19 protein-coding genes and 1 pseudogene are annotated in these 19,473 nt (G+C 70.0%); 12 read left to right on the top strand and 8 right to left on the bottom strand.

The window, feature by feature from the left end; translation table 11 throughout:
* Positions 1-61: 61 nt before the first annotated feature.
* Positions 62-466, bottom strand: coding sequence for a rodlin (locus ACWGI2_RS34265; protein WP_453398390.1), 405 nt, complete (start codon positions 464-466; stop codon positions 62-64).
* A gap of 164 nt (positions 467-630) precedes the next feature.
* Here ACWGI2_RS34265 and ACWGI2_RS34260 point away from each other — a divergent pair, with 164 nt between their 5' ends.
* Positions 631-1,194: a hypothetical protein gene (locus ACWGI2_RS34260; protein ID WP_453398391.1), complete on the top strand. Its 564-nt coding sequence runs from the start codon at positions 631-633 to the stop codon at positions 1,192-1,194.
* A 131-nt stretch (positions 1,195-1,325) separates the two neighbouring features.
* Positions 1,326-2,027, top strand: coding sequence for a DUF899 domain-containing protein (locus ACWGI2_RS34255; protein ID WP_453699698.1), 702 nt, complete (start codon positions 1,326-1,328; stop codon positions 2,025-2,027).
* A 28-nt stretch (positions 2,028-2,055) separates the two neighbouring features.
* Here ACWGI2_RS34255 and ACWGI2_RS34250 read toward each other — a convergent pair whose 3' ends face one another.
* The 3 genes from ACWGI2_RS34250 to ACWGI2_RS34240 all read right to left on the bottom strand — a co-directional run bounded on the left by ACWGI2_RS34250 (position 2,056) and on the right by ACWGI2_RS34240 (position 4,253).
* Entirely contained in the window at positions 2,056-2,193 is a 138-nt protein-coding gene (locus ACWGI2_RS34250) for a hypothetical protein (RefSeq protein WP_453398393.1), read from the bottom strand.
* Between the two features lie 88 nt (positions 2,194-2,281).
* Positions 2,282-3,523, bottom strand: a complete 1,242-nt coding sequence (locus tag ACWGI2_RS34245; protein ID WP_453699696.1) for a glycosyltransferase — start codon at positions 3,521-3,523, stop codon at positions 2,282-2,284.
* A 91-nt stretch (positions 3,524-3,614) separates the two neighbouring features.
* Positions 3,615-4,253 carry a hypothetical protein gene (locus tag ACWGI2_RS34240; protein WP_453699695.1) on the bottom strand — a complete coding sequence of 213 codons (639 nt, stop codon included), beginning with the start codon at positions 4,251-4,253 and terminating at the stop codon, positions 3,615-3,617.
* A 121-nt stretch (positions 4,254-4,374) separates the two neighbouring features.
* Here ACWGI2_RS34240 and ACWGI2_RS34235 point away from each other — a divergent pair, with 121 nt between their 5' ends.
* From ACWGI2_RS34235 to ACWGI2_RS34220, 4 genes and pseudogenes are all read left to right on the top strand, one after another.
* Positions 4,375-5,379 carry a YncE family protein gene (locus tag ACWGI2_RS34235; RefSeq protein WP_453699694.1) on the top strand — a complete coding sequence of 335 codons (1,005 nt, stop codon included), beginning with the start codon at positions 4,375-4,377 and terminating at the stop codon, positions 5,377-5,379.
* Positions 5,380-5,619: 240 nt separating this feature from the next.
* Entirely contained in the window at positions 5,620-7,293 is a 1,674-nt protein-coding gene (locus ACWGI2_RS34230) for an ABC-F family ATP-binding cassette domain-containing protein (RefSeq protein ID WP_453699692.1), read from the top strand.
* Positions 7,294-7,525: 232 nt separating this feature from the next.
* Positions 7,526-7,621 (top strand): annotated as a pseudogene (locus ACWGI2_RS34225) (YbhB/YbcL family Raf kinase inhibitor-like protein); the annotation flags it as partial.
* 40 nt (positions 7,622-7,661) lie between these two features.
* Positions 7,662-7,799 (top strand): hypothetical protein, encoded by a 138-nt coding sequence (locus tag ACWGI2_RS34220; protein ID WP_453699690.1) that lies wholly within the window; start codon positions 7,662-7,664, stop codon positions 7,797-7,799.
* Between the two features lie 80 nt (positions 7,800-7,879).
* On the opposite strand, the gene ACWGI2_RS34215 is transcribed toward ACWGI2_RS34220, so the two are convergent.
* Entirely contained in the window at positions 7,880-9,010 is a 1,131-nt protein-coding gene (locus tag ACWGI2_RS34215) for an ABC transporter substrate-binding protein (protein ID WP_453699689.1), read from the bottom strand.
* 372 nt (positions 9,011-9,382) lie between these two features.
* Positions 9,383-10,126, bottom strand: a complete 744-nt coding sequence (locus ACWGI2_RS34210) for a haloacid dehalogenase type II (protein WP_453699688.1) — start codon at positions 10,124-10,126, stop codon at positions 9,383-9,385.
* 79 nt (positions 10,127-10,205) lie between these two features.
* On the opposite strand from ACWGI2_RS34210, the gene ACWGI2_RS34205 reads away from it, so the two are divergent.
* Positions 10,206-10,745 (top strand): CGNR zinc finger domain-containing protein, encoded by a 540-nt coding sequence (locus tag ACWGI2_RS34205; RefSeq protein ID WP_453699687.1) that lies wholly within the window; start codon positions 10,206-10,208, stop codon positions 10,743-10,745.
* Between the two features lie 30 nt (positions 10,746-10,775).
* Positions 10,776-11,369 carry a TetR/AcrR family transcriptional regulator gene (locus ACWGI2_RS34200; RefSeq protein ID WP_453398402.1) on the top strand — a complete coding sequence of 198 codons (594 nt, stop codon included), beginning with the start codon at positions 10,776-10,778 and terminating at the stop codon, positions 11,367-11,369.
* Positions 11,370-11,397: 28 nt separating this feature from the next.
* Here the strand turns inward: ACWGI2_RS34200 and ACWGI2_RS34195 are convergent, their stop codons facing one another.
* Positions 11,398-12,444, bottom strand: coding sequence for an SMP-30/gluconolactonase/LRE family protein (locus ACWGI2_RS34195; protein WP_453699686.1), 1,047 nt, complete (start codon positions 12,442-12,444; stop codon positions 11,398-11,400).
* 647 nt (positions 12,445-13,091) lie between these two features.
* Entirely contained in the window at positions 13,092-14,165 is a 1,074-nt protein-coding gene (locus ACWGI2_RS34190; protein WP_453699685.1) for an SDR family NAD(P)-dependent oxidoreductase, read from the bottom strand.
* A gap of 196 nt (positions 14,166-14,361) precedes the next feature.
* Between ACWGI2_RS34190 and ACWGI2_RS34185 the strand changes: the two genes are divergently transcribed.
* From ACWGI2_RS34185 to ACWGI2_RS34170, 4 genes are all read left to right on the top strand, one after another.
* Positions 14,362-16,185: a flavin-containing monooxygenase gene (locus ACWGI2_RS34185; protein WP_453699684.1), complete on the top strand. Its 1,824-nt coding sequence runs from the start codon at positions 14,362-14,364 to the stop codon at positions 16,183-16,185.
* 172 nt (positions 16,186-16,357) lie between these two features.
* Entirely contained in the window at positions 16,358-17,905 is a 1,548-nt protein-coding gene (gene proP, locus ACWGI2_RS34180) for a glycine betaine/L-proline transporter ProP (protein WP_453699682.1), read from the top strand.
* Positions 17,906-17,971: 66 nt separating this feature from the next.
* Positions 17,972-18,244, top strand: coding sequence for a hypothetical protein (locus tag ACWGI2_RS34175; protein ID WP_453699681.1), 273 nt, complete (start codon positions 17,972-17,974; stop codon positions 18,242-18,244).
* 127 nt (positions 18,245-18,371) lie between these two features.
* Positions 18,372-19,430: a vWA domain-containing protein gene (locus ACWGI2_RS34170; RefSeq protein WP_160502627.1), complete on the top strand. Its 1,059-nt coding sequence runs from the start codon at positions 18,372-18,374 to the stop codon at positions 19,428-19,430.
* Positions 19,431-19,473: the final 43 nt, after the last annotated feature.

The raw sequence follows: 19,473 nt of genomic DNA, 5'->3' as shown, positions 1-19,473 counted from the left end.
GCAAGCGGATTACGACAGAGGGACTACGGCCGTGTGTCGGCTGATCCGGGGGCCTCGCGGCTCAGTCGTTGTTCTTGCCGTTGCCCGACAGCACCGGGATGTCGCTGAGGATGTGCGACAGCGGCTCGTCGCCCTTGGCCTGCGTGGAGTTTTCGGCGCACTGCTGGTTCTGCGGCGCCGACAGGATCGGGATGTCCTGGACTCCGACGTTCACCAGCGCGACGAGCGACTGGACGTTCGCCTTGACCGGGATACCGAGGCAGAGCTTGTTCAACGAGCCCTGGACCAGACTCCCCTGCGGGCTCATGTTCCCCGCGGAACTGCTGTTGCCGAACGCCGTGTCGGCGCCATTGCCGCTGAGCGAGGTGGTGCCATGGTCGTCGCCGATCGCGGCCGCGCTACCGGCACTGCCGACCAGCGCGAAAGCGGCAAGGCTCAGGGTGAGGGGGAGACTACGGGTACGCATGTCACTCCAAAACGGAACGTTGACTGTCAGGTCGGAGCCAGTACATCCGCCATTGCCCCAGTTCTGAAGCTATTCGCCCGTTAGCGGAGTGTCGGCGTAGCTGTTGACCGGATCTTGCGCACCGCTGATGCTGATCGTTCGACAGAGCTGACGGAGAGGTTTGCATGCCTGACAAGGGATCGTTCCGCAAGAGCGGGTGGAGGGGGCGCGAGGTGGAGATACCGCGTCGCGAAGGGCAACGCGGCCCCACCCTCCTGGAGTTCCGGGGAGGCGTGACCACCTCCTTCAAGGTCCGCGCGCTGAACCGCTCGTCGACCCGCAAGGCCTACGGCGAGGAGTTGCTGTACGCGTATGGGCCCAGAACCCTCAGGGTGTTGCTGCCTGCTCGGTACAACCGTGTGGAGATCGAGCGCGTGAAGCCGCGCCCCACCTCCGGTACCGGCTTCGCCCGCTGGCACCTGCGGACACTTGATGCCGCTGACCTGCCAAGGCTTACGGCCACCGTGTCCGGCAAGCGCGAGACGCTCCTGTACGTCGAGCAGCGCGCCCGCGTGTCCTTCGCCTGGCTGGGAGACACCGAATACGGAGAGCTGCACTTCGCTCCCGAGGACGGAGGCGAGGCACAGCAGCTGACTCGCACCACCGCCATCCGCGGCACGGTCGCGGTCCCGGGCGGCGGCTTCCTGGCCGTGCGCCGGTCCGAGAAGTGGACGTTGGAAAGCCAGTGACGTCGGCCAGTGACGGTGGAAGGCCAGTAATGCCCTCCTGATAAATCACCGGGGAGCGATGAGTTCCGTGTCCGGGCACGGTCTATATGTGCACACCGCCTATATGTGCACACCGCGAGCCGGAGGCGCTCATGACCCTCAAAGCACTACCGCCCGTCGTCGATGCCGAGACCTGGCAGCGCCAACTCGACGACCTGCGCGTCCGGGAGAAGGCCGCGACCCGGGAGCTCGACGCGATCGCCGCCCAGCGCCGCCGGATGCCGATGGTCGAGATGCCCGACTACACCTTGGAGGGTGAGGAGGGGCCCGCCCGGCTGGCCGACATCTTCGACGGCAAGTCACAGCTGATCGTCTACAACCACATGTGGTTCCCCGGCAAGAAGTGGCAGTGCCCGGGCTGCACGGGGTTCACGTCGCAGTTCACCCGGCTCGAGTTCCTGGAGGCCTACGACGCCAGGTTCGTCGTCGTCACGCAGGGCCCGATCGACGAGGCCCTCGCGTACAAGCGGCGGGTCGGGAACAAGATGACCTGGTACTCCACCGCGAACAGCACGTTCGGCACCGACGTGGGCGCGCCGCCCGGCGGTGGATTCGCGGTCAACGTCTTCCTGCGTGACGGCGACACCGTCCATCGCACCTGGCACACCAACGGCCGAGGCACCGAGCAGCTCAGTCACACCTTCGCGCTGATCGACGTGTTGCCCTACGGGCGGCAGGAGGAGTGGCAGGACTCCCCCGAGGAGTGGCCGCAGTCCCCCACGTACAGCCGATGGCCCGGCTCCGAGGACATCGCCGCGCGCTACGGCCCGGAGGTGTCATCGGGGGGATCATGAGGGCCCCCTCGCTCAGCCGCCCACCCCGCTACTGACCGTCGGCGGCAGCCCCGGCGGGCGTGCTCCCGCGCTCACGGCACGCCTTGCAGAACTCCAGGCACACCCAGATGCCCACGGCGCCGACGGTGGCGAGGACGGTGACGCCCACAATGAACGGGGTAATCATGCGGTGAGCGTAACCTCCCGTCCTCCCGGAGTGCCCACCGCCGTCCCATCCAGGCGTCCACCGCCAGGCCCCATGCCGCCGTTGTCCGTCAGCCGAGCCGCTCGATGGCTTCGAGGACCTGGCGGGTGCCGTCCTCCCCGGCGAGGGCCGCGGCGGTGGCGTGGGCTCGGGCGCGCAGGACGGGGCTGTGGACGGCTGTGGTGATCGCCTGGGAGAGGCGTTCGGCGGTCAGGCGCTGGAAGCGCAGCGGGCGCGGAGACAGGCCCAGGGTGTGCAGGCGGGTGGCCCAGAAGTGCTGGTCAAGCTGTACGGGGACCGGGACCGAGGGGACGCCGGCGCGCAGACCGGCGGCGGTGGTGCCGGCGCCTGCGTGGTGGATGACGGCAGCTGTCCTGGGGAACAGCCAGGCGTGTGGAACTTCCTGGACGGTGATCAGGTCGTCGTTCTCGGCGTGCAAGCCGCTCCAGCCGGCCTGAATGATGCCGCGTACCTTCGCGCGGCGCAGTGCGTCGGCCAGCAGGGTGCTCAGCCGCTGGGAGTCTGCGGTGACGAAGCTGCCGAAGCCGGCGAACACCGGCGGCGGGCCTGCGTCGAGGAAGTCGAGGAGTCGTGGCTCGGGCTGCCAGTCGGGCGTGGTCTGGGGCCACCAGTAGCCGCCCACTTCGTGCCCCGCGGGCCAGTCCGCGGGTCGGGGGACGATCCGCGGGCTGAAGCCGTGCAGGACGGTACGCCCGCGCGGCAGGCTCATCGGGCCGCTGAATCTCCGGCGCGGCAGGCCCAGTTCGCGGCGCAGGGCGCTGACCGCGGGGGCGAAGACCGGGTCGCTGCCGACCCACAGGGCCTGGGCGGCGAGGCGGTTGCCGTGGGACCCGAAGGACCGGGCGCCGGTGATGAGCGGCGGGAAGGCGCCCGTGGGGTGCACCGGCTGGAGGTAGACCCCGAGGCTCGGCAGGCGCAGTGCCTCGCCGAGCGCCGCGCACATGGGGTCGGTGACCGTGGAGCTCAGCACCACATCGGCGCCTTCTCGCACCGCATCCGCGACGCCGACCGTCAGCCGGGGCATGAACGCCCGCGCCATACGCATCAATCGCGCCATGGCCACGGGTGGGCTCACCGCTCGGGCCAGGCCCTGGCCGACCTGCGAGGCGAGTTCCTGCCGCGGGTCGACAGGCAGGGGCCTGAAGCCCAACCCGTGGACGGTCACCGCCTGTTCGAAGCGTTCATGGGTGGCGAGCACCACCTCGTGGCCCGCCGCGCGCAGTCGCACGCCCAGTCCGGTGTAGGGGGCGACGTCGCCCCAGCTTCCCGCCGTCACGATCAGTACGCGCACCGCGTCAGGATGTCAGACACGCGCCCACGCGACCACGCACCGAGCCCGTCAGGCACCGTCACCCGGCCCTCGCCCGGCCCTCGCCCTGCCGTCACCCGCCTGTCGACCGGCCGATCGCATACTGCGAGCCGACAGCGGTGAGCACCGCGTCCGCCAGTTCCTCGGGGGACCGCCCGACGTCAGCGGCGATGCGATCCAGGCCGAGCCTGTCGACGGCACCCCGCATGAGCAACTGGTAGCGCGCGGCGCGGGCCAGGAACTTCTCGATCAGGTGCCGTTCCTCGGCGGTGGCTTCCTCGTAACGGCCCGCCTCATACATCCTGGCGCGGAGAACGGAGTCCTCCGCGGTGAGCCACACGGCGGCCGTGTGCGGGACCGTCAGCCTTGCGACGTGGTCAGGCCAGAGCGCCGACCCCTCCACGACCAGGCCCCCCACTCCGACACGGCGCCCGGCCGCGTAATCCGTGATCAGTTCCTGAATGCCGGGCCACAGCCGCTCATAGTGATCCAGTACAGCTGCGATCAGCTCGTCCACCGTGAGCGATCTGTAGTGCTCCGCGACGTGCGCGGACACTTCCCATTCCGGCGTTCGCCAAGGTCGCCCCGGGTGCCGGGCCAGTCCGTCGGTGGACAGATACTCGAACCCCATTCTGTCCGCCACTACTTGGGCGACGGTCGACTTCCCCACATGCGACGTCCCCCCGATCAGCACCACCCGCACACCAAGCATGGCTGCGACCCTACTGAGCAAGCTCGTTCTCGCGCGCGAGGGAAGCTTCCTCGCCGAAGATGATGGACGATGGCGGGCCGGTGAGAGATCGGAGTGCGGGGCTGTGGCGACACGTCGGACAGTGATCAAGGCAGTGGGAGCAGGGGCGTTGGCGAGCGGTCTTTCCACGCCCGCCTCGGGCGCTCCCCGGGCGGCAGGAGCCGACGTACTGCTGGTGGTGGAGAAGAGCGGCCACGCGGTCAGCTTCTACGACGCCGAGTCGGGGCAGCGCCTGCAGACCGTCCGGCTGCCCGACTACCCGCACGAGATGGTCGTCGACTCGCGCGGACGATTCGCCTACGTCGGGCACTACGGAGTGCGCATGTCTTCCACCGTCGGCGAGGGCGGCGCCGCCGTCTTCGTCATCGACCTGGCCGAGCGGTCCCTGGCCCGGACGATCGACACGCGGCCCTTCAACCGCATCCACGGCATGGGCATAGACCGTCACGACCGGCTGTACGCCTTGAGCGAGGAGAAGGCGGTTCTGCTCGGTTTCGACGATCCGTCCACCGACCTCGCGCCGACCAGAGCGGTGCCCACCCACGGCGTGAAGACCCACTTGTTCACGCTCAGCCGTGACGGCGAACGGGCTTATGTCACCGGGCTGTTGTCCCACACGGTGAGCCTCGTGCGCCCTCATGACGCCGCCGTCCCGCCTGTGCTGGTCACACCCGGTCAGCTGCCCGAGAGCAGCTGTCTGAGCCGGGATGAGAAGACGTTGTTCGTCGGAGCCCGCAAGAGCGCCTCGCTGGTCGCCTTGGACGCCCGCACCATGAAGGTACGGCGGACCAGGAAGACGGGCGGAGACCCGCTGCGGGTCTACACGCTCGATGACGCACGGCTGTTGGTGACCGACATCGTCGCCAACACCCTCACCGTATGGAGCACCGACCTGCGGCCGATCCGTTCCCTCGGCCTCGACGGAACCCCGTCCGCGGTGACACTGCATCCGAGCAGGCCACTGGCGTATGTGTCGCTGTTGGGCACCAACCGGATCGCCGTCGTCGATCTGGACCGGTTCGCCGTCGTCGGCGGCTTCGCCACCCAGCTGGAACCAGACGCCTCGGTGCTCCTGCCTGCTCGCTGAGGCGGCCCCGCGTCCCACCCGCGTCCAGACCCCCGCGCCCCACCCGCGTCCAAAATTGCCGGGCGAACAAAGCAGCGGTTTTGCTAGCCTGATCGTTATGGCACGAGGTATCTGGTCGCAGAAGGTCCGCTCCGCCCGCTGACGGCGGCGCCTTCTCCCTGCTGAATTCGCCGCCGTTCCGGTTCCGGCCGGGCGGCCACTTCTTGCTGCCCGGCTCCACTGCGAGCTGCGGAGCATCCGTTGAACCTCTCCCCCACCCCCGAAGCCATGTCCTTGCCCGTCGAGGCGGGCGGCAACGCGCACGTCCGCGCTCAGGGCCTCACCGTCACCCGCGGGTCCCGGCGTGTCCTGAACGACGTCTCGGTCACGCTCTCCGCCCGGTCACGCATCGCCGTCGTGGGCGAGAACGGCCGGGGCAAGACGACCCTGCTGCACGTCCTGGCCGGGCTGATCACGCCCGACGAGGGCACCGTGCACCGGGCAGGCACGATCGGCCTGGCCCGCCAGGAACTGTCCGTGGGCGACGGGGAGACCGTCGGCACCCTGACGTCCCAGGCGCTGGCCGCGTCGCTCGCGGCCCTCGCCGCGCTGGACGAGGCGACCCTCGCCATGGCCGAGGGCGATGTCGCTGCCGATGACCGCTATGCCGCCGCGCTCGACGCCGCCACCCGGCTCGACGCGTGGGACGCCGAACGCCGCGTCGACGTCGCCTTGGAAGCACTTGGTGCGTGCACCGACCGTGATCGCCCCTTGTCGACGCTGTCGGTCGGGCAGCGCTACCGGGTCCGCCTCGCCTGCCTGCTCGGCGCGCGGCACGACATCCTGCTGCTCGACGAGCCGACCAACCACCTAGACGCCGACGGCCTCGACTTCCTGACCCGCAGGCTGCGCGAGCACGACGGCGGCCTCGCTGTCGTCAGCCACGACCGGGCGCTGTTGCGCGACGTCGCGAACCGGTTCCTGGACCTCGACCCGTCCCGCGACGGTAAGCCGCGCCTGTACGCGGGCGGCTATGACGCCTGGCAGGGTGCCCGGCGCCGTGAGCGGGAGCGATGGGAGCAGGACCATGAGGAGCAGCAGGCCGAGCACCGGCGGCTGCAGGGCGCCGTCTCGGCTGCCCGCGACCGGCTCTCCACCGGCTGGCGGCCGGACAAGGGGACCGGCAAGCACCAGCGCCAGTCCCGCGCACCGGGCGTCGTACAGGCCTTCAAGCGGCAGCAGGACGCTCTGGAGGCCCACCGGATCGATGTGCCGCAGCCGCCGCCCGTGTTGCGGTGGCCGGATCTGGGTGTCCGGCCCGGCGCGCCGCAGTTGCGGGCGCACGGCGTCGCGGTCGAGGGGCGTCTTGCCGGTCCGGTCGACCTCACTCTTGACGGCGGCGACCGGCTTCTTGTCACCGGGCCCAACGGTGCCGGGAAGTCCACGCTGCTCGCTGTTCTGTCCGGCGCGCTCGAGCCCACGCGCGGGCACGTCCGTACGGCGAAGGGGGCCCGGGTGGTGCAGGTGACCCAGGAAACCGCCCAGCAGGATCCCGGCCTCACCGCACGCGAGGTGCACGCCCGTCACGTGGGACGGCTGGTGGCCGCCGGCGTGATCCGCGACGCCGACGTCGTCCCGCTCAGGGGCCTCGGGCTGCTGGACTCCGACGCGCTGCGCACGCCGGTCGGGCGGATGTCGCAGGGCCAGCAGCGTCGTCTTGACGTGGCGCTGGCGCTGGCCGGGCGGCCCGGCCTGATCCTGCTCGACGAGCCGACCAACCATCTGTCGTCAACGCTGGTCGACGAGTTGACCGACGCGCTGCGCGACACGAGTGCCGCCCTCGTCGTCGCGACGCACGACCGCCAGCTTCGACGGGACCTCGCGCACTGGTCACGTCTGGAGGTGGGCGAGCCTCAGGCACCGGCCCGCCTCTAGCCGTCGTCGCTCCACGCCAGTCGTGTTCCTGCGCGTAACGCGCCGCGTCGCGAAACTTCCTGAGAGGAGGACTCTCACGATGCTCTCCATCGCTTCGGGCGAGCTCACCCAGATCCTTCGGAACGGCTGGCTCTGCTCAACAGCTTCATCATTCCCGTAGGTGGCGGGCCAGCACCGCGGCCGCGGTGTCGGCGTGGCGGGCCAGCGCCGCCTCCTCCAGCAGGGTGCGGTCACCCCGGCCCTCCTCGGCTTCGCCATGGCCGGCCACATCCTCGGCCGCGCGGTACTGACCGCAAGCGCCGAAACCCCTGCCGAATCCACCGCCTGATCCCAGAGCGGCCCGACGGTCAGTCAGACCGTCGGGCCGCATGGAGCGCGACGCTCTGCCGCGCGTCGCCGGGGACCGGCACCCGGGGCTGACGGAGAACGGGCCGTCGGCAGCCGCCGGGCAGGCCGCCCAATTCCCCACGCAGACGGCCGCGTACGCCTTCGTGGCCAGGCGCTGAGGCCGAGCGTACGTACGCGCGCACGCCCGTTGCCGTGACCTGCCTGCCCAGGCACGAGGGTGGCCCTCGTCGACCCGCGCTCAGCCGACGTGCAGGACCCGGAAGCGGTCGGGTTCCGCCGGATCTCGGTCGGCGACCTGGATCGGTGGCCCAGCCCATTGCCAAACGCTGATGCCTGGTGTGCGGGAGAACGTGATCTGCCCCCGGGTGCCGTCGACTTCGACGCGCGGCCAGGATTCGGCGGTGCGCGCACGGTCGCCGCCGTGAGAGCGCATCGCCGCGGCGAGGACGGCGACCGTGTCGTAGCCCTCGAAGGCGACGAACGATGGCGCTTCGCCCAGCCGCTCGCGGAGGGTTGTCTCGACTCGTGCCCCGAGTGGGCTGAGGCGCTCGGGCAGGTAACGCAAGAACGGGATCGCGGCGCCGTCGCCTCCCAGCAGCTTCGCCCATTCGGCGAACTCCGGTTGTCCGGCCGGAGCACCGATCAGGATCTCGGCGAGACGCTGGTCGTGACGGACGGACTTGACGATCGGCACGGCCGGTTCGGGGTGGCCTACCAGCAGAAGGAGGGCTGTCGCACCCTGGTCGACGAGCTCGTCGCACACGGCCGTGGGGGTGAGCGCGCCCATGTCGAGTTCGATGACGGTGCCACCGCGTGGAGCGAGGTAGTCCCGCAGAATGCGGGTTCCAGACGCCCAGTAGACACTCGACTGGACTGCCACGGCGATTCGGCTGTGCCCCGCGGCGAGGAGGAAGTCCGCGTAGACCTGCCAGCCGCGGGACTGCGGCGGGGAGAGGCGCGCGACCCAGTCCGTCGGCTGTTCGGCGAGCTCGTCGAGAACGGCCGACGAGCAGAGGAAGGGCAGGCCGATGGCGTCGGCCCTGCCGGCGGCGGCACGAGCGACGACGCTGTGATACTCCCCCACCACGGCAGCCACGCCGAGGCCGGCCAGTTCATCTACGGCCGCCGCGGCCCTCTGCGGATCAGCCGCGGTGTCTCGGACCACGAGCTCAAGTGGCTTTCCGTCGATGCCTCCGGCGTCATTGACTTCGCGAACGCCCAGCTCGACTCCGGCGAGCAGGTGTTGGCCCGCCTCGACCCAGCCCGGCCGGGTCAGCGGAACGAGAGCGCCGATCCGGACGGATGATCCGCCGGTCGGCTCCGCTCCGGGTATCGATGCTGGCCGTGGTGGCGGTGGTGACGTACTCATGCGTTGGCGTCTCCCGTGTGGCGATCCGGCTGCGGTTGGCCCGGATCGCTGAGTGGCAAGGCCCGCTGGCGCGCGTTCATCTCATCTCGCCGCGGCGGGCGCACCTGGGTGATCATGCCGGACATTGCATCCGCCTCCATCTCCGGGAGGCAACCGATTTCCGCACGTCCATAACTTCGCGCCGGGGCGGGGCGGCTCGGTCACCTACCGGCGGGTGAGCAGCCAGATCGCATGCGTGCCTCGAAGCTGACTGTGACGCTAAAGCTGAGGTTGAGGGTTCCGTCGGGACGACTGCACCGGATCACTCGATGTGACCATGCGTCACCACTCCAGAGCTCGACACCACACGCCCATCCGGTCGCATCCGCGCTGCTACGCCGCCTTCAGTTCAGCCGCCAGCTCATCCAGGCTCTCCACCCGCCAATCGAAGGTGTCCGCACTCCTCGGCGGATCCCCCACCGGCCGCTGAACATAGGCCGTTCGCATCCCCACCGCCTGAGCTCCCCTCAGATCCCACGCATGCGCGGCCACCATCAGCACTCGCTCGGCCGGACACCCCGCCGCGTCGATCGCCAGCCGGTAGACCTCCGGCGCGGGCTTGTAGGCCCGTACCTCCTCGCCGGACAACGCCTGATGCCAGCGCAGCCCCGCGTACGCGTTCAGCCGCAACAGCGTCCCGCGACTGGCGTGGGAGAGGCCCAGCACAGGAAACCGCCCCGCGAGACGCGCGAGACCGGCAACGGAATCACCCCAAGGCCTCAGGCGCCGCGACGCCTCGGCCAGCCGTCCGATGGCCACCGGATCACTCAACCCGGCGCACTCGGCCACGCGCTGAGCCGCCTCGCGGTCGATGACCTCACTGTTCGCATACGCCCGGTCCCCCTCCCCGATGCGCCGCTGCTCACGCTCGACGTGCCCCCGCCAGACCTCGAGCAGACGCTCCACAGCCACCCCGCCGGACGACCGGTCGCCGGACTCGGCCACCGCCTCCGCCAGGGCCGCACGCAGTCCGCCGGACTCGTCGACCATCGTCCCCAGCACGTCGAAGACGACCACATCGACCTCCACGTCGACGTCGTCAGCGACATCGACATCGACGGCGCCCGTCCCGGACATCCATCCACTCCCCTTCGCGTCACCGGTTCAACTGGTGACGAGTCTTGCCGCACATCGCGTCACCGGTCAAGATGGTGACGTGTACTTCGCCTTCGTGAGCGGTCACCCCGCCCTGGACCTGGTCGCCACCGTGGAATCCCGCCGCGACCGGCCCCGTGACCTCCTGGCCACCCCCGCCGACCTCGAACAGTGGGTCACTGCGTGCGACGAGCTCCCCGACCGGGTCACCGCCGACAGCCCGGCGCTCACTCGTACTCATCAACTCCGCGAGGCCGTCCACCAGCTCGCCCTCGACCGCATGCAAGGCCGCCTCTACGGGCCGGCGGCCCTGGACGTCCTCAACAACGCCGCCGCCGGGCCGCTCCCCGCGCTCCACCTCAGCGACGCGGGCATCCGCCGGACGGGAGACCTGTCCTCCGCACTCACCCACATCGCCCGCCGCACGATCACCCTGCTCGCCGACCCCGACACCTGCCTCAAGGAATGTGGCCGCCCGAGCTGCACCCGCCTGTACCTCGACCGCTCCCGCGGGACGCGACGCACCTGGTGCGGCATGCAGGCCTGCGGCAACCGTGTCAAAGCCGCGGCCTACCGGGCCCGCAAACACACCACTCCGTGACCCGCGGAGCGGCCGTACTACCCTTCCAGCGTGACGAACCCAACCGACGCCCCCCAAGGCCCGCGGCCGGCCAACCAGGGGCGGCGGGTCGCGGCACGCAATCGCGCCGCCCTCATCGCGGCAGCCCGCGAAGTGTTCGCCGAGCAGGGTCTGGACGCGCCGCTGTCGGCCGTCGCGCGCCGCGCCGGGGTGGGACAGGGCAGCCTCTACCGGCACTTCGCCGACCGGGTCGCGCTGGCCTCCGCCGTCCTGGACGAGAACGTCCAGCAGATCGAACAGGCCGCGGACGAACCCGAGGCGAGCCTGGCGAGCGTCCTTGGCGTGGTCACCTGGCATCTGACCCGGTCGACGGCGTTCGTCGACCTGTTGCGCATCCGCGGCGCGCGGGGTGACGGAGAGCAGGCCAGGGCGCTGGCCGCGCGCGTCCACGGCGTCCTTTCCTGGTGCCTGCCCGCGGGTCATCGACTGTCCGCCGACGACGTCATGCTCGCCGTCGCGATGGTCTCCGGGGCCGTCACCGGGCCCACCCCGGCCGAGCGGGAGCGTCGTGCTCTGGCGGCTTGGCGGCTACTCGGCATCGAGGTGGGGCCGTTGCGGCCCGTCGAGACCGCCGTGGAGGTGTGACGGGTCAGCCGCCGTGAACGTGTGACCGTCAGCCGCCGTTGGACTGGCGGATGCCCTTGCCGAGCGCGGTGAACCGGAAGACGTAGCCGCCGTCAGGGCCGCTGACGGTCATGTAGGCCTTCGTGCCGCCCGGGGTGATGGCGACGTTGGTCGCCGACTCAAGCCCCTTGGCGGCCTTCGCGGGGACTTCGACGGTGGCCAGCCGTTCCCCGGCGGGGCTGTAGACGGCCATGGCCGGTCGGCCGTGCAGCGCCTGGTAGAGGTTGCCGTCGGCGTCCACGGCTATGGAGTCGGTCTGGGCCACGCCGGCGTCGACGTGAATGGCCTCGTGCTGCGAGGTCACGGCGGTCTTGTCGGCGTCGAGGAGCAGGTAGGAGACCGTGTTCTCGGCGAGTTCACTGATCCACAAGCCGTGCAGCTCGGGGTCGAACATCACCCCGTTGGGGTGGGCGAGTCCGTCGGCCAGGACCGTGGTCCTTCCGCCGTCGCGGTCGATGCGTACGATGCGGCCCTCGGCCTTGCCCGGCTTCATGCCGTGCAGGTCGCTGACGTACAGGTTGCCCTCGTCGTCGAACGCGATGTCGTCGAGGTTCATGGCGGAACCGTCGACCTCTCCGGAGAAGAATGTGCGCGGGGCCGAGCCGTCCGGCTCCATGCTGACCACGGATCCGGTGTAGTCGGTGAGGTAGAGGCGGCCGTCGTACGGGCTGATCTGCGCGGAGGTGTAGGCACCGGTCTTGTCGGTGTAGACGCCCTTGTGCTCTCCGGTGGTCAAGTCGACGGAAATCACCTTGGGTTCGCCTGCCGGCGCGGTGACGTCCACGACGTACAGGTCGTCGCCGTTCTCGTCCAGGACCGGCCCCTCGAGCAGGGTCCTGCCGGTGGCCTCGTGCGGGTCGGTCACGTGCGCGATCTGTGTGGCGCGGATGGTCCTTCCCTCGCCGGACGGCGCGGGGCGCGAGACCGGCGCGGCGGAGGTCTGGGTGCCGCATCCGGTCAGGACCAGCAGGCCGCAGGCGGCCAGAGCCGCCAGGGTGGCGCGGGGGCGGCGGTGGGCTGTGCGGTGGGCGGTCATGCGGTGGTGCTCCTTCCTGTCGTCCGGGCGGCCCGGACGTGGTGGCGTGCTGACGGCGTACGTTCGGGCCGAGGGGCATGGGGCCGGAGTGAGCGGCGGGCTAGGGCGGGCCGGACCGTCGTTCAGGCGGCCGACCATCACTGCCGGCCGCGGGCCTCAGGCCCGGCGTGAGCGGCAGGCGCACCCTGAGAACTTTGGTTCAGGCAGCCCACCAGCACTGCCGACAGTGGACATGAAGCCCGGGGCGCACCCCGACCAGACAGTGGTTCAGGCGGCCGACCAGCACTACCGACCGTGGGCCTCAGGCCCGGCGTGAGCAGCGGGCGCACCCCGACCAAACCGTGGTCAGGCAGCCGACCAGCACTGCCGACCTGAGCACGAAGCCCGGCGTGCCCAGCAGACGCACCCGACCAAACCGTGGTCAAGCGGCGACCAGCGCTGCCGACAGTGGACATGAAGCCCGGTGCGCCCGGGCGCACCCCGACCGGACAGTGGTCAAGCAGCCGACCAGCACTGCCGACCGTGAGCCTGAGGCCCGGCATGAGCAGCGGGCGCACCTCGACCAAACCGTGGTCAAGCAGCCGACCAGCACTGCTGACCGTGGGCACGAAACCCGGCGTGCCCAGCGGGCCAAGGCCCGCCAGTGGTCAGGCGGCCGACCAGCCGCCGTCGGAGGGCAGGATGGCGCCGTTGATGTTCACCGCGTCCTTGCTGAGCAGGAACGTGATCGACGCAGCCAGTTCCTCGGCCATGGCGAGGCGCGGGATCGCCACGCGCATCTTCGCCGTGCGGGACGAGCCGTAGGGGGCGGCGGCAGGCATCGCTATGCCGGTGGCGACCGCGCCGGGGGCAACGGCGTTGATCTGCACGCCCGTTCCCGCGTACTGATAGGCCGACGACACCGTCAGGCCGACCAGCGCGTGCTTCGAGGTCGTGTACGCGGCGCCTGCCGCCGAGCCGCGCAGGGCCGCCTCGGAGACGACGTTGACGATCCGGCCGCCGCCCGCGGCGAGCATGCCGGGCACGACGGCGCGCATCAGGCGCATCGGTCCTTCGACGTTGATGCGCAGGACTCGTTCCCAGGTCGCGTCGTCGACTTCGTGTACGGCGGCGTCGTTGTCCATCACGCCCGCGACGTTCGCCAGGGCGTCCACGCGGCCGGCCGCGGCGGCCAGGACCGCGTCGGCGGACGCGGGTTCGGTGATGTCCGCGGATACGGGCACGAGTGCCTCACCCAGGTCGGCGGCCAGGGCAGCAAGGCCTTCGGCGGAGATGTCGACGGCGACCACGCGGCCGCCCTCGCGCACGATGCGGGAAGCGACGGCCCTGCCGATGCCGGATGCGGCTCCGGTGACGATGACGCTCTGCCCGCCGAAGCGGCCGGGCGTGACCTGCTCGGTCCATGGCTCGGGGGCGCCGATCTCGACGCCCGGGTCAGTCTCCGCGACCGCGACCGTGGCGGCCTCGGTGTCGGCCCGCGGGGCAGTCGGCAGGCCGTCGGGGATCTGCCCGGTCTCGGCCGCGGTGACCAGGGTGTCCATGAGCTCCGCAGGGAACTTCCCGCCGGACATCTGCACGAGCTGCTCCAGCGGCAGGCCGAGAGCGGGGGTCAGAGCCGCTTCGCTCTGCCCCTGGGAGGCGAGGAGTCCGCGCAGGACCTGTCCGGCGGTGGGTTCCGCCAGCCAGTCGCGCAGCGGGGAGGCGGGGGTGATGTTCGGCATCGCTGACCTTTCAAGTAGCCGTCAAGTCGGGGCGCTCGGGCGGCCCGTGAGGGGCCGACCCCAACCGGACAACACTGTCCGGTTCCTGGGTTACGGTACCTCTGCCCGCTCGGAGCGCCCCGGCGAGGGCACTGATCACACCTGCGCGGCGCCCGACACGTTTCCCCCCCACGCACACACGAAAGGACCCCGCACCATGCCCCTGCCGCAGCGCGCCACGGAGCAGCCCACCCCGCAGGAGATCGTCGCCCTGCGCGAGCGCTACCGACTCGAGCGGGAACGTCGCGTACGCCCCGAGGGAACGGGCCAGTACCGGTCCACGGAGGCGGAGTTCGGATACTTCGCCGACGACCCGTACACCGGCGAGGTGGCGGAGCGCGAGCCGTTGCACGACGTGGTCGACGTCGCGATCGTCGGTGGCGGGTTCGGCGGGATCCTGGCGGGCGCGCGCCTGCGCCGGCAGGGCGTGGCGAAGGTGCGCGTCGTCGAGAAAGGCGGCGACTTCGGCGGCACCTGGTACTGGAACCGCTACCCCGGCATCCACTGCGACATCGAGTCGCACGTCTACCTGCCGCTGCTTGACGAGACCGGCCACGTACCCGAGTGGAAGTACGCCCCTGGCGAGGAGATCCGCCGCCACGCGGTGCGTATCGCCGAGCAGTTCGGCCTCTACGAGCACGCCCTGTTCTCCACCGCCGCCACCTCCCTGACCTGGGACGAGACGGTCGAGCAGTGGGTGGTCAGCACTGACCGGGGCGACGAGTTCCGGGCCACCTATGTCATCACCGCCACCGGCACGCTCTCGGAGCCCAAGCTGCCGGGCATACCCGGCATCGAGGACTACCGGGGCCACACCTTCCACACCTCGCGCTGGGACTACGCGTACACCGGCGGCAGTCCCGACGGCGGCATGGAGGGCCTGGCCGGCAAGAGCGTCGGGGTCGTCGGCACCGGTGCCACCGGCGTGCAGGTCATCCCGATGCTGGCCGAGGACGCCGGTCACTTGTACGTCTTCCAGCGCACCCCCTCCGCCGTGGACGTGCGCGGCCAGCGCCGCATGACGCCGCGACAGGTCGGAGCGGACCGGGCGGGCTGGGCTGCCGAGCGCCGCGAGAACTTCCTGCGCATCTGCTCCGGAGAAGATGCCGAGCAGGACCTGGTCACCGATCGCTGGACGGAGTCGGCCGGGCTCCTCGAAAAGCTCCTGCCCAGCTTCCGCCGCCATGGCGAGCCGGACTTCGAGGCCGCCTACGAGCTCGCCGACCACGCGACGATGAACCAGATCCGCGCACGCGTGGCCGCCGAAGTCACCGATGCCGCCACCGCCGCGGCCCTCACGCCCTGGTACCGGTACGCGTGCAAGCGCCCCACGTTCTCCGACACGTACCTGCCCGCGTTCAACCGCGACAACGTCACCCTGGTGGACACGGCCGACACCCACGGCATCGAGCGCATGACCGAGCACGGCGTCGTCGTGGGCGGTGTGGAGTACGAGGTCGACTGTCTGGTGTTCGCCACCGGGTTCTCCGTGGGCGTCTCCGGCATCACCTCCGGGAAGCTGCCGGTGACCGGCCGGGGCGGCATCCAGCTCCTGAGCACGCTGAAGGAGCGGGGTCCGCGCACTCTGCACGGTTTCACCAGCAACGGGTTCCCGAACTTGATCCGGATGGGCTCACTGCAGAACGCCAGCAGCGTGAACTTCACGCACATTCTGGACGAGCAGGCCGTGCACGCCGCCGCCCTGGTCGCCGCGGCGGAGGAGAAGGGCGCCGTCGTGGAGCCCGCCCCCGAGGCCGAGGACGCCTGGACCGATGTCTGCGCGCAGGGCCCCGACCACGCGTGGTTCCACGCCGAGTGCACCCCCGGCTACTACAACGGCGAGGGTCGCGGCCGCCCGAACGGCCCCACGGCCTACCCGCACGGCGCCGTCGCCTTCCACGAACTTCTGCGGCGCTGGCGCGAGGAGAGCATGGGCGAGGTTCTCCGGGCCAGGGCCGCCGCCTCGGTCACCCGGGTCTGATTCTCTGCGTTTGCCGGTCTCTCTTGATCAGCCTAATTTTGCGGCGACACGGCTTTTTCTCAGGCAAGAGGAGAAAAGCTTCATGGTGAAAGGCCTTCCGCACAGAACGCCCCGGCGGCCCCGGGGGCCGGAGGCGGAACCGACGCGCTCATCGCGGTCGGCGACCGACCGTATGGCGCGCACGCTGCTGCGTCGCCGGAAGAAGGCGCTCAGTGCCGAGGACGTGATGGTCTCGGACCGCCCGAAGGTGCGGCGCGCGGTGACGGCCGCCGCCCTCGGGAACACCATGGAGTGGTTCGACTTCGGCGTCTACGCCTATTTGGCGGGCACGATCGGAAAGGTCTTCTTTCCGTCCAGCTCGCCCGGGGCCCAGGTCGTCGCCACCTTCGCCACGTTCGCCGCGGCCTTTCTCGTCCGTCCTCTGGGCGGCCTCGTGTTCGGGCCGCTGGGCGACCGCATCGGCCGCCAGAAGGTGCTCGCGGCAACCATGATCATGATGGCTGCGAGCACCTTCGCCGTCGGCCTGCTGCCCTCGTACGCCTCCATCGGATTCGCCGCCCCCTTGCTGCTCCTCGTATGCCGACTGGTCCAGGGCTTCTCCACGGGCGGCGAGTACGCAGGTGCCACCACCTACATCGCCGAGTACGCCCCCGACCAGCGCCGCGGCTTCCTGGGCAGCTGGCTCGACTTCGGGACCTTCGTGGGCTACTCCCTGGGCTCGGGCCTGGTCACGGTCCTCACGCTGACCCTCGGGACGGACGGCCTGGAGAGCTGGGGCTGGCGCATCCCCTTCTTCATCGCAGGACCGCTCGGGCTCATCGGCCTCTACATGCGGCTGAAACTGGAGGAGACGCCCGCCTTCCAGCAGGAGGCGGCCTCCGCAGCGGCAGAGCGCGAGGCGGGTCCCGCGAGCGGCGAGGACGATCCCGTCGAGCAGGCTCGCCAGTCCGGCAAGGGACGGCTCAAGGAGATCTTCACCCGCCACTGGCAGGCGGTGCTGATCTGCATGGGTCTCGTGCTGCTCTACAACGTCACGAACTACATGGTGACGTCGTACCTCCCCACGTTCATGACGGTGACCTTGGGCGAGAGCGACACGACGGCTCAGTTGCTGGTGCTCGGCACCATGCTGCTGGTCGCTCTCGCCATCACCACAGTGGGCCGCAGCTCCGACAGGTGGGGCAGACGCCCGATGTTCATGGGCGGCAGCATCGCGCTGATCGCACTCGCCATCCCGGCGTTCCTGTTGATCCGGGAGGGCGGCATCCTCCTGCCCGCGTTCGGCTGTGCCGTCCTCGGCCTGCTTCTGGTCTGCTTCGCGGGCACGGCCGCGGCGACACTGCCGGCCCTGTTCCCCACCCGTCTGCGGTACGGCGCGCTGTCGATCGCCTACAACATCTCCGTCTCCCTCTTCGGCGGCACCACCCCCTTGCTCGCCTCCTTCCTGGTCGAGAAGACCGGCAACACGCTGGTGCCGGCCTTCTACTTGATGGTGGCCGGAGTGATCGGCCTGATCTCGACGTTCTTCCTGCACGAGACGGCAGGCCGGCCGCTGCGCGGCTCCGGCCCCATGGTCGAGACGCACGACGAGGCCCGCGAGATGGTGGCGCGCAGCCGCTCGGAGGCGGGGCGCCACGCACGCGACGTGTGGCTGCGGTTGTGGCATCCACGCGGCGGCGGACGCGACAACTCCACGAAACCCCGCAAGCGCGGAGACTGACGCGCGACCTTTCGGGTGCGGCGCGAGGGGGGTTCCCCTCTCCAAGTCGTGGGCACTCGGCGACGTATGACGACTCGTGATGAGCATCGTGACTCGCCCGGCCTCGGCGAGATGGAACGAGGTACTCCACAACGTCTCGCGGCGCGCAACCAGATGTGGACGCTGGCATGGACCGCCTTGTGTGTCCTGCTCGCCGTCTGGTCGCTGGCCTGGGGCGTGGGTGCGGCCAGGGGCAGCGCCCACGCGTGGGTGTACTGCTTCGCCGGTCTCGTGCTGCTCGGCTGCGCGCTGTGGGCCCGCCGCTCGGCCATCCGCAACAATCCGCCGCGCTACCTGTGACTAGGACGGTCGAGAGCAAGTCCGGCGGGCGGTGATGGTGGGTCAGGGCCGTTGTCAGTGCCTCCCCATAGAGTGGAAATCACTCGGGGAACAGCTCGGGCAGCAGCCTTGGAGAAGGAGCAGAGACATGTCCGCCAACAGGATTCAGCACAAGGTGAATCACGTCGCGCTGGTAGTGGACTGTTCGGGTTCCATGCGTCCGCATCAGAGTCAACTCATCCGTGTCGTGGATGAGTTCGTGGCGGGTTTGAAGGCCGAGTCGGACAGCCTCGGTCACGAAACCCGGATCAGCCTCTATTCCTTCGACCACAGGGTGGAGAATCTCGTCTGGGACATGGATGTGAAGCACCTGCCGTCCATGCGGGGGCTCTACCAAGTCAACAATGGCGCTACGGCCCTCATCGAGGCTTCACTGAAGTCCCTGGACGACCTGGGAAACATCTGGGAGGAATACGGCGAGCACAGCTTCCTCCAGATCGTGGTGACGGACGGCGAGGAGAACGCCTCCGGCGGCGACAGGCGGCACGACGGCGACATGACGATCCTCGGGCCCTGGCTCGACAAGATCGCGGCGAAGATGGGAGGGCTTCCGGGCCACTGGACCTCCGCCATCCTGGTGCCGAACTCCCTGGCCAAGCGGACGGCCCAGAACTACGGCTTCCCGGCGGGGAACATAGCCATCTGGGACGCGGATTCCCAGGAAGGCGTCGAGGAGGCCATCGGCACCGTGCGCGCCGCCGCCACCAGCTTCCTCCGGGCCCGCGAGAAGGGCGTACGCGGCACGAAGAACCTGTTCGCCGTCGGTCAGGACATATCGATCGACGAAGTGCGCGCCAATCTCGAACCGATTCCGGCGGACAAATACCGGCTCCTGAAGGTCGACAAGGAAGTCGAGATCCGACCCTTCGTCGATTCGCATCCGGGCGTGGCCTACGAACGCGGTTCCTGTTACTACCAGTTGGGCGCCCGGGCTCAGGTCCAGCCCAACAAGGAAGTCATCGTGGTCGAGAAGGACACCGATCGCGCTTATACGGGAGACGCGGCGCGCAGTCTTCTCTTCGGGTCCGGTATTCAGGGGACGGTCTCGGTGAAGGCGGGGAACAATCCCAAGCTTGAGGTCTACGTACAGAGCCGTTCGGTGAACAGGAAGCTCAAGCCGAAGACGCGTCTGCTCATCATGCTCTGAAACCCAATTGAGCTTGGCACAACACACACTGCGGTGTGAAGCA

The organism is Streptomyces sp. NPDC054866 (assembly GCF_053610745.1).
Note: the sequence above shows the minus strand (reverse complement) of the source record. Positions and strands in the feature narration are given on the sequence as shown.

What these genes read in the sequence shown, in the direction of transcription:
- ACWGI2_RS34255 (WP_453699698.1), top strand. Translation starts at nt 1,326, where the DNA reads ATGACCCTCAAAGCACTACCGCCCGTCGTCGATGCCGAGACCTGGCAG.
- ACWGI2_RS34195 (WP_453699686.1), bottom strand. Translation starts at nt 12,444, where the DNA reads ATGACCGCCCACCGCACAGCCCACCGCCGCCCCCGCGCCACCCTGGCG.
- ACWGI2_RS34190 (WP_453699685.1), bottom strand. Translation starts at nt 14,165, where the DNA reads ATGCCGAACATCACCCCCGCCTCCCCGCTGCGCGACTGGCTGGCGGAA.
- ACWGI2_RS34215 (WP_453699689.1), bottom strand. Translation starts at nt 9,010, where the DNA reads ATGAGTACGTCACCACCGCCACCACGGCCAGCATCGATACCCGGAGCG.
- ACWGI2_RS34260 (WP_453398391.1), top strand. Translation starts at nt 631, where the DNA reads ATGCCTGACAAGGGATCGTTCCGCAAGAGCGGGTGGAGGGGGCGCGAG.
- ACWGI2_RS34185 (WP_453699684.1), top strand. Translation starts at nt 14,362, where the DNA reads ATGCCCCTGCCGCAGCGCGCCACGGAGCAGCCCACCCCGCAGGAGATC.
- ACWGI2_RS34250 (WP_453398393.1), bottom strand. Translation starts at nt 2,193, where the DNA reads ATGATTACCCCGTTCATTGTGGGCGTCACCGTCCTCGCCACCGTCGGC.
- ACWGI2_RS34265 (WP_453398390.1), bottom strand. Translation starts at nt 466, where the DNA reads ATGCGTACCCGTAGTCTCCCCCTCACCCTGAGCCTTGCCGCTTTCGCG.
- ACWGI2_RS34170 (WP_160502627.1), top strand. Translation starts at nt 18,372, where the DNA reads ATGTCCGCCAACAGGATTCAGCACAAGGTGAATCACGTCGCGCTGGTA.
- proP (WP_453699682.1), top strand. Translation starts at nt 16,358, where the DNA reads ATGGCGCGCACGCTGCTGCGTCGCCGGAAGAAGGCGCTCAGTGCCGAG.
- ACWGI2_RS34210 (WP_453699688.1), bottom strand. Translation starts at nt 10,126, where the DNA reads ATGTCCGGGACGGGCGCCGTCGATGTCGATGTCGCTGACGACGTCGAC.
- ACWGI2_RS34175 (WP_453699681.1), top strand. Translation starts at nt 17,972, where the DNA reads ATGACGACTCGTGATGAGCATCGTGACTCGCCCGGCCTCGGCGAGATG.
- ACWGI2_RS34240 (WP_453699695.1), bottom strand. Translation starts at nt 4,253, where the DNA reads ATGCTTGGTGTGCGGGTGGTGCTGATCGGGGGGACGTCGCATGTGGGG.
- ACWGI2_RS34220 (WP_453699690.1), top strand. Translation starts at nt 7,662, where the DNA reads ATGGAGCGCGACGCTCTGCCGCGCGTCGCCGGGGACCGGCACCCGGGG.